This window comes from bacterium, from assembly GCA_040757115.1.
Lineage (GTDB): Bacteria > UBA9089 > CG2-30-40-21 > CG2-30-40-21 > SBAY01 > JBFLXS01.
Genome location: JBFLYA010000168.1, coordinates 1 through 8,212 on the forward strand (window position 1 = coordinate 1; position 8,212 = coordinate 8,212).

The window sequence follows — 8,212 nt, forward strand, 5'->3', positions numbered from 1 at the left end:
TCGTGGTGAATAGTTACTCATATTGTTTGGAATTTTGAATTTTGGTCATTGGAATTTATTTGTATTTTGGAATTTGTGATTTGGAATTTTGCCACTTACTCCGCTCTCCTGCAATCTCTAATCTCCCGTTTATAGTTTATCCTTGTTTACCTCATCTTGTTACCCAACTTGTGGGTAAGGATTAGACCCCCGCCAGCGGGGGACAACGGCCAATCAATCACTTGAATGGCGACAGAGCACTAGTGTCGTGTTGAACAAATAACGCACAGAATTTGATTCTGGTAACTGGTGATTGGTAACTGGTAATTAAATACCGTTCGGCTGATCTCAGGACGAAACTATTTAACCAATTACCAGTTACCAATTATCCGTTTGCAGGTTATGAAATCTGATGATACTCCGTGCAAAACTTACTCAACACGACACTATCCTCCTACCTACTTTCTCCCTTCCGCATCCGTCCATAAGTCTAATAAATCCAAAGCATTACGCCTCTGGCAATTTTTATTTCCATAAGGCAATTTTTATTCACCACAGAAGTTTAGTTATAAATTATGGTAACTGTTCAGGATATAGCCACAGAGTCACAGAGAACACAGAGGGAATATATAACTACGAATGAACACAAATACAAAAAAATTTCCACCTGTGCGGTTAAATGTAAAATGGATAATGTAAAATGAAAATGTATAACTGAAAGGTAATGAGTCTTGCGAAGTACTAAAATTTCCCATTTTTCATTTCCTATTTTACATTTTACATTTATTTTTCCTTTGCGTCTCTGCGATGAATTAGTCTAATCGCACAGGTGGAAAAATTTGTAGTATGAGGCTTTAGCCTCGCTTCTGGCAAGCCAAAAGGCGAACCTAAAGATTCGCACTACATTTATGGGATGTCAGAGGTTAATTCGTGTGCATTTATGGTTAATTTCCTTAATTCTCTGTGAACTCTGTGCCTCTGTGGTGGAACGCTTACAAATTATGTTCCTGAAGGAAATTGCTTGCCTTTTTTAAAAACTCTTTTTCTTCTTTAGTCAAACTATCCATTCCTTCGCTGGATATCTTATCTAATAAGGTATCAATCCGTTCTTTGATAAGACGGACTTCTATCTTTTGGTTTTCTCTCGTTTTCTCTTTTCTCTTATTTTTTGCTTCTGCAATGATTCTTGTTATTTTTTCCCAACTTAAGATATTCTTCAAATAAAGGTATCCAACTACCATCCCACCTAAATGAGCGAAATGGCCTATGCCATCAGGTGTATGCTTTATACAGGCGAAGAACTCAATTATTCCAAAGAGGATAACAAAGTACCTTGCCTTCATTGGAAACAATCCAAAAAGTAATATGATATTATCCGGAAACATCATTCCATAAGCGACTAATATGCCAAAAATAGCGGCTGATGCGCCAATTGAAGGGATAGTTGCATTAGGGGATAAAAGGCAGGTGGCTATTCCACCACCGATACCTGTTAAGAAGTAGTAGTGAACAAATCTCTTTGTTCCCCAGACTGCCTCGATATTAGTTCCAAACATCCATAAGGCTAACATATTGAAGAGGATATGAAAAACATCCCCATGTAAAAACATATAGGTAAAGATTTGCCACAGCATAAATTCATGAAAAACTCGTATCGGAATTAATCCCAAAAAACCAATAAGTTGATTTAAGAAAAATAATTGGAGTATGAATATAATTCCATTAACGATAATCAGTTTTTTTACTCCAGAAGTCAATCGATAACCAAATCCTGTTTGATAATAATATGGATACATACACCTTACCATCCTTTTGTATTCACTTTATGTATAGCAGTTATTAATCAAAACTTTACTTAGAATGGATAGAGCCCAATTTTTCGACCTGTGCGGTTAGAAATTACAAGCAAATTTCCTCAAACCTGAAAGGTTTGACTTTTACATAACCGTAGATAAAATCTACGGAGAGAACCCCTGCTTACTACTCAACCCTGAAAGGGTTGAATTCTAACGATAAAGTTCAGGTGCGGCGGGGAGAATTACCACAAAAGTTTGATAGCAAGATAAAACTTTGAGAGACCACAAAACTCTGACCACGGCACAGTCCCCCGCCGTCCGCTGCAACGATTTGTTAGGCAAAAGATTCCCTCCGCCGTCTTTTCTTCCTCTTCTGAGTTGCTTCCCTTCTTAATAATTTAGTATTGTGTCCCCAGAATTCCCAGAATTCCCACTGATTTGTCTCTCATATGGGCCAAGGAACCGCTCACCGTTGAAATGAATGATATGGCTTGGCGCCTCAGCGATCCAGACTTCGGTCTCCCACGCGATATCAGAAATGAATTTCGTCATAGCTCGTCGAGAGAGAAAAGCAGTCACAAAGACCAGCCCCGCCGTAGTATCTTTAAATAACTCTTTTAACTCATTGTGTCGCTTTAGACCAATAGGTCCGTGGCTTGTAACAGCTTCGATAAGGACAAGCCAATTCTTCTTCGGTAAATGAACAATAACATCAGGCATCTTCCCGTGTTCATCCAACATCAGTCCAAGATTGAAGAGATAGTCCTTCTCTACATGTCGCTGCTTGTTGCCTGTGTCGCCAACATAGATCAGTACCCCTCCAGGAGCAAATCTTGGACAAAACTCCTCAATAATTCTTCTGATAAGCTCGTTCTGACCACCAACCGTCAGCTTTAGTTGTTGACCATCGGGGAGATTAACTGGAATCAGATCCATTTGACGCTCCCTTGGTTCAAGCCGACGAAGCGACTCAGAGTTGTTTATGAAATTCTTCAGAGAATCATTCCACGAGTGGGAACCATACCTATGGCAAAGATTCAAGAGCGTCGGTACTACTTGATAGCGGTTATCAGGACTATTCACAGGTCTTGTAGAATCATCTGGATTCTGTATAACCAAACCCATCTGCACAAATTGGTGAATAGTGAATCGACGCACTGTTTCTCGGGTATTCGGGGCATACTTCTTGCCGAAATGTTTCTCAAAATAATTCATCATTTCGGTAATACCAAGCATAGGTGCCGTAGCATCTGCCCATCGCTTCCGAGTTGTCATACCCAGTAGAGCAAGAAGCGTAAGAGCAGAACGCTCGTTCTGCTGTTCTTTTGGAACCTTAATCGACTCGAGGATGTTCAGTGCTTCAGAAACTCTCTTTGCGACTCCCGTAGGTTTGCTTTGTGATCGATCAGCCATTGTAAATAGCCTCCTTAACTATGCGATCCAGTTCATCTTGAGGCGGAAATATCTTGCCGATTCGCCGCCCAAGGAATTCAAGCTTATGCCATGATGGATACCGCAAACAACGGAGGTCGGTGGCGTTCACTTGAGTGTGTCCACTGAACTGCCGAAAATAGGAATCTACGATTGTCGAGTTCAGAAACGCAGCAAGTCCCTTTGCTCTGGTCAGTGGCAACTCCGAGTCTAAAGCATGATAATAGTTTAAGTGATTTTCAAATGCAACCTTATAAGCTGGAACGCGACGAGGGTCATATACCGCTGCCACTATCCGACGCCGTTCCTCCTTTGCTGAAAACCTCTTTACGAGAACATAACACTTCTGCGAGACGAAAAGTTCTTCTGCCCCTGGCTCAAGCAAGATAGCATTCGGCTTGCGAGTTTGATAATTAGGCCATTCGACAAAGCCACCCCGAAGGTGACAAGGATAGATAAGTGGAGCAGTATTCTCATCTGGACAGGGACGGAGTAAGTGTTTTGCTCGAAAATCTACGATTCGTCCGGTCGAGACTGCCAAGCCAAGATCTCTAAGATTCGAATCGAGTTTTTCAATCATATTCCTGATTGAATCTCCATTGCTATCTGGGACAATACGAATGAAGAGATGAGGATCGTCAGGCCGAATAAGATCTGTGTGATCTGTTTTTCGAATTTTCAGGTTCGAATCGTTGAGATCAAGACTTGACGAGACAATTACTTTGTCGTTGATGGCCGGCGACTTAATTGCCTGAAATACGATATTTTCTTGTAAAATTCCGTCGTCGGCGAAGGCTCGATTACGCGAATCAAATACGTGAATGCGACGGAACTGCATTTCCTTTAGAAAAAAATAGCGGAAGGGTTCAAAATAAAGTCCATTACAGAAACTCCTTGGAGTGATAGCAACCATTTCTCCACCTGGGACGAGAAGTTTAGCTGTCACTGCCAGAAAGCCAGTATATAGGTTAGTTGTCTCGAGTCCAATAGATTGAAGCAACTTTCTCTCTCGGGATTTGGTATGAATTTTCCTATAGGGTGGATTGAGGATCGCACAGTCAAATCGCTCCTTCTCTCCAGTGATAAATAAATCGCCTGTGAATGAACTAATACCTGCTTCCAGGAAGTCCTGGTCAACAATACGTGCCTCAAATTGAATGCCCGCATCTTCACTCACTCTGCGGCAGAGATCAAGTGTCTTATGGAGATATGTGTTTAACAGAGGATCTATTTCATAGGTGGTCAAGGCTATCACTTTTGGACGCTGATGCCTCCGGCAAATTGAAACTATCAAAGCGGCCGAAAGCGAGCCTACTCCAGCTCCAGGGTCAAGAATGCGGATAAAGGATTTTCTGCATTTGAACATGTCGGCCATAAATATCGCAACCGACAAAGGTGTTAAAAATTGACCCATGAGAGCACGTCGCCGAGAGTCCAGTTGAAGAGTTACTTCCCTGCGGGCGACCTCAATTGATGACAGAAGTAAATTCTCATCTGCTTTTATAGTTTGTTCGAGAACCTTTATTTGGGTGTTCATTATTTCTTCTTCCATTCAATTACAATCTTTATATCCACTAACGACCAGGTTTAGACGCGACGGTGTGTCATCGCTGACATCGTTCGGAGCGTCTTATTATGCACATTAGAAAAGTGGTAAGTTGCCAGCATTCGTATCAAGTGCTTCGATTTTAGAAAAAATAATCTTCGGTTTACTTGCGTTGTAGCCACCGAAGTCGTCCAATCTGCTAATTGATCCATAAATGCGGCAATTTACGAAAATCGCATTCTTATAATTAACAATGCTTCCCGTCTCCGGGTAACAGGCCAAAATGTGGTCCTTATACATGAATCCAAGACTATTGGTATTTTCGTTTCCTTTCGTGATGTGCCCTTCCAGAGTTACTTCCTGTCCATGAACAAGTTCTGGAAAAAGAATCTCTTCTTCGACATCGAGTGTAAAAATTCTCCGTTGTTGGTAAGGAATAGATTCTCGTATCAATTCGCCATTCTTGTATACGCCGATTTCCAGTCTACGCTCTTCTTCAATCAGTTCCGCCATTTTCTTGAGAAGTCCAGGGTTAACAGGGATATAAAACTCGAAGAACTTCTTTGGAATAAAAAGGTACTCCCCCTTTTGATTTGGTATTCCTATTTCGGTGTTCTCATTTCTAAACTGCGGATTTTCAAATTTCTTTCTTATTAGTCCATCCAGATGTTTGCCAATACGGATAGTCCATTGAATCGCTTCCACCGCATGAACAAAAATATCTTTTAGTCCCTTCTTCTCGAAATCCTTGTCGGCCATTTTCTTTGCAGCTGTCACTAAGTAGGTTGTTACACCAGTTGTTACACCAACACCGACGGCTCTTACAACCCAATCAATGAGGCTGGTGGGAATGAGGGCTTCCCAAGAACCTTTACGTAACCGAACAGGAATTTCGAAATCTAAATCGCGCAGTGACGGTGATTGTTGACCAACAAAAAATCGTATCGCTTCATCAAAGCCCAGTAGGGCTTGGGCTGCTTTTCGAGCATCAAGTAGACCGTCCTCGATAAGCTTCCCTTCATATTTGAGATATCCGATATATTCTTCGTCCATTCTATTGAAGCCTCATTTGTGCCTAACGATAAAGTTCAGGTGCGGCGGGGAGAATTACCACAAAAGTTTGATAGCAAGATAAAACTTTGAGAGACCACAAAACTCTGACCACGGCACAGTCCCCCGCCGTCAACTGCAACGCAGGGTTAGACAAAAGCTTTAATTCGCTGTTTTTTCCCTTTTCCTCTGCCTCACCGAATTATTGTGCATTCCACATTCACGGTTTGACCCTAAAATCTCCCCTATTATTTTACCACGAAGAGCACGAAGGTCACGAAGATTGGACAAGACAAATCTTTTTCTGTCTTTTTTCAATCTTTCTACATTAAAATTTATTAACAAGCCAACTTTAATATTTGCTAACTTTATTAGATATTTCATCAAATTTCACTTCGTGTCCTTCGTGGTTTAATCTCTTTTAGTCTAACGATAAAGTTCAGGTGCGGCGGGGAGAATTACCACAAAAGTTTGATAGCAAGATAAAACTTTGAGAGACTACAAAACTCTGACCACGGCACAGTCCCCAGGCGGTCAACTGCAACGCAGGGTTAGACAAAAGCTTTGATTCGCTGTCTTTTCCTTTTCCTCTGCCTCACCGAATTATTGTGCATTCCACATTCACGGTTGACCCTAATATCTCCCTTACTGGTTAGAAAGTTCCCAAAATTTGTCCATATTCTTATCGTAACCAAAAGAATTTAACCAATTTCGCATTATCTATAGGATCGAATTCTTTATGATCAGTTGTCACAACCTTACCCTTTAAAGTTTCTGCAAGTCCAATAACGAATGCATCTGCTAACGAAATTTGGTAAGATGCTTTATATTTTCCGACTATCTTTAGAAATTCAATAGACATATCTTCTATGTATCGGATAGGAAGTTGCTCCAAGTCATTAAGCACTTTTTCTGCTCGTTTTATACCGTCCGCCTTGTAATATCCATAATAAACCTCACAGAGATTAATATGATGAAGATAGACATTATTATCTTTATTTTCTAAGAGGTCTTTTACCTTTTCTCCGCCTTCTTCCGCATTGAGAAAGGCAATGACTGCACAGGCATCCAGAATAAAGGAATTCTTCATTATCTATACTCCAATTTTTTCTCTTTCGCCTTTATCTTTGTAAAAAGGTCTGTTGTAAGGCTCGATCCCTTTGTTGAACCAAAGACCTTTTCAACAGCACTTTCCCTGCCGATTTTTATTGTCAGCATTTTGGTTCGTAAAAATTCGGTAAAGTCATAGACTTCCTTCTTTTTATCGTCCGGTAGAATATCAAAAATTCGTATGAAATCTTTTGTCAATATTGTTTCCATTGCTTTCTCCTTTCTAAAAACCGAAGTTTCTAGATAAATACTATTTTTCTTCATCTGATCCTCTCTTTATGCTCTTTATCTCTTTAATAGTTAGGATACTATATTGTCTTTCTCTTCTCAAGCATCATTTTCTATGACAAGGAAGTTTTGTTTGGATGTCTAACGACTAAGCTCACCGGCGGCAATGGAGCGCAGCGGAATTGCCGTCCGGTGCAGCGCCTTGTTAGCCATTCTCATTCTGTTTCGCAGTTGGGCAAAGGTCTTTCATGTAGCAGTCGCCACATACTGGGCCGTCTGACTTACACCAGTTTCTGCCTATCTCCCAGCATGGCAAGTCCATCATTCCTGGGAACTCTGGATAAAGTGCCCGTGCCCTGTCTATCACTTGTTCAACGGTAACGTCGGCGGAACATAGACCAAGTCGGGAGAAGACTCGACATACATGTACATCCGCTGAGATGTCAATTGAGGAGTAGTCCGAAAAGGGAATCTTGAAATCGCGTGCGAGAATATTGGCGGCCATGCTACCGATTTTGGGACCAACCCCTTCGAATTCCCGGAAACGATATACAACCTCCGCACTGGAAGGCTTGCCTTTCCAGATAATGGCAGCATCACCCTCATAGTCGTTCTTGATTCGCTGCACCGCTGAATAGAAGTGATCGGTCATCGTGTCAACGAACCGATGGAGAGGTTCCGGTTCCCTCATGAGACGTTTCACATCTTGCCGCGATAGTTCACTCATCCTTTGCACCGAAAACCCGCCGATCTTCTGCGAAATGCGATATGGAATCAGCCATGCTCTCTCCGCTCTGACTTGACGATCCATGAGGCATGCTAGGACGAAAGCATGCGGATGATTGTCCAGGTCATTCAGCAAGGCATCGGCCTGTGGTTCCTTGGTGAAGGTAATCAGCTGCTTCGGCGCGCGGAACAATATTTGCCCGTGTTCAACCAGTCTGTCGCGTATTGATTTCTCGCTCATTTGTACTCCTAACGATAAAGTTCAGGTGCGGCGGGGAGAATTACCACAAAAGTTTGATAGCAAGATAAAACTTTGAGAGACCACAAAACTCTGACCACGGCACAG

Annotated in this window: 8 protein-coding genes; all 8 read right to left on the reverse strand. The window is 41.7% G+C overall.

Annotated elements, in window-relative coordinates:
• Positions 1 to 971: 971 nt before the first annotated feature.
• Positions 972 to 1,775: a rhomboid family intramembrane serine protease gene (locus tag AB1422_13575; GenBank protein MEW6620341.1), complete on the reverse strand. Its 804-nt coding sequence runs from the start codon at positions 1,773 to 1,775 to the stop codon at positions 972 to 974.
• 390 nt (positions 1,776 to 2,165) lie between these two features.
• A complete protein-coding gene (locus tag AB1422_13580) occupies positions 2,166 to 3,188 on the reverse strand; it encodes a BsuBI/PstI family type II restriction endonuclease (GenBank protein MEW6620342.1) in 1,023 nt (340 codons plus the stop codon).
• Positions 3,181 to 4,758, reverse strand: a complete 1,578-nt coding sequence (locus AB1422_13585) for an Eco57I restriction-modification methylase domain-containing protein (protein ID MEW6620343.1) — start codon at positions 4,756 to 4,758, stop codon at positions 3,181 to 3,183. Before AB1422_13585 ends, AB1422_13580 begins: the two co-directional genes overlap by 8 nt.
• Before the next feature lie 90 nt (positions 4,759 to 4,848).
• The gene (locus AB1422_13590; GenBank protein MEW6620344.1) at positions 4,849 to 5,805 is read right to left on the reverse strand and encodes a hypothetical protein; all 957 of its coding nucleotides are present in this window, start codon (positions 5,803 to 5,805) and stop codon (positions 4,849 to 4,851) included.
• Positions 5,806 to 5,964: 159 nt separating this feature from the next.
• Positions 5,965 to 6,186 (reverse strand): hypothetical protein, encoded by a 222-nt coding sequence (locus tag AB1422_13595; GenBank protein ID MEW6620345.1) that lies wholly within the window; start codon positions 6,184 to 6,186, stop codon positions 5,965 to 5,967.
• Positions 6,187 to 6,484: 298 nt separating this feature from the next.
• Complete coding sequence (locus tag AB1422_13600) at positions 6,485 to 6,892, reverse strand: type II toxin-antitoxin system VapC family toxin (protein MEW6620346.1); 408 nt, start codon at positions 6,890 to 6,892, stop codon at positions 6,485 to 6,487.
• Complete coding sequence (locus tag AB1422_13605; GenBank protein MEW6620347.1) at positions 6,892 to 7,176, reverse strand: hypothetical protein; 285 nt, start codon at positions 7,174 to 7,176, stop codon at positions 6,892 to 6,894. The genes AB1422_13600 and AB1422_13605 overlap by 1 nt, the downstream gene beginning before the upstream one ends.
• 169 nt (positions 7,177 to 7,345) lie before the next feature.
• Complete coding sequence (locus AB1422_13610; protein ID MEW6620348.1) at positions 7,346 to 8,107, reverse strand: iron-sulfur cluster loop; 762 nt, start codon at positions 8,105 to 8,107, stop codon at positions 7,346 to 7,348.
• Positions 8,108 to 8,212 lie beyond the last annotated feature (105 nt).

Bases quoted from the DNA above. Each gene is read 5' to 3' on its own strand.
- AB1422_13575 (MEW6620341.1), bottom strand. From the start codon at position 1,775: ATGTATCCATATTATTATCAAACAGGATTTGGTTATCGATTGACTTCT.
- AB1422_13580 (MEW6620342.1), bottom strand. From the start codon at position 3,188: ATGGCTGATCGATCACAAAGCAAACCTACGGGAGTCGCAAAGAGAGTT.
- AB1422_13585 (MEW6620343.1), bottom strand. From the start codon at position 4,758: ATGGAAGAAGAAATAATGAACACCCAAATAAAGGTTCTCGAACAAACT.
- AB1422_13590 (MEW6620344.1), bottom strand. From the start codon at position 5,805: ATGGACGAAGAATATATCGGATATCTCAAATATGAAGGGAAGCTTATC.
- AB1422_13595 (MEW6620345.1), bottom strand. From the start codon at position 6,186: ATGAAATATCTAATAAAGTTAGCAAATATTAAAGTTGGCTTGTTAATA.
- AB1422_13600 (MEW6620346.1), bottom strand. From the start codon at position 6,892: ATGAAGAATTCCTTTATTCTGGATGCCTGTGCAGTCATTGCCTTTCTC.
- AB1422_13605 (MEW6620347.1), bottom strand. From the start codon at position 7,176: ATGAAGAAAAATAGTATTTATCTAGAAACTTCGGTTTTTAGAAAGGAG.
- AB1422_13610 (MEW6620348.1), bottom strand. From the start codon at position 8,107: ATGAGCGAGAAATCAATACGCGACAGACTGGTTGAACACGGGCAAATA.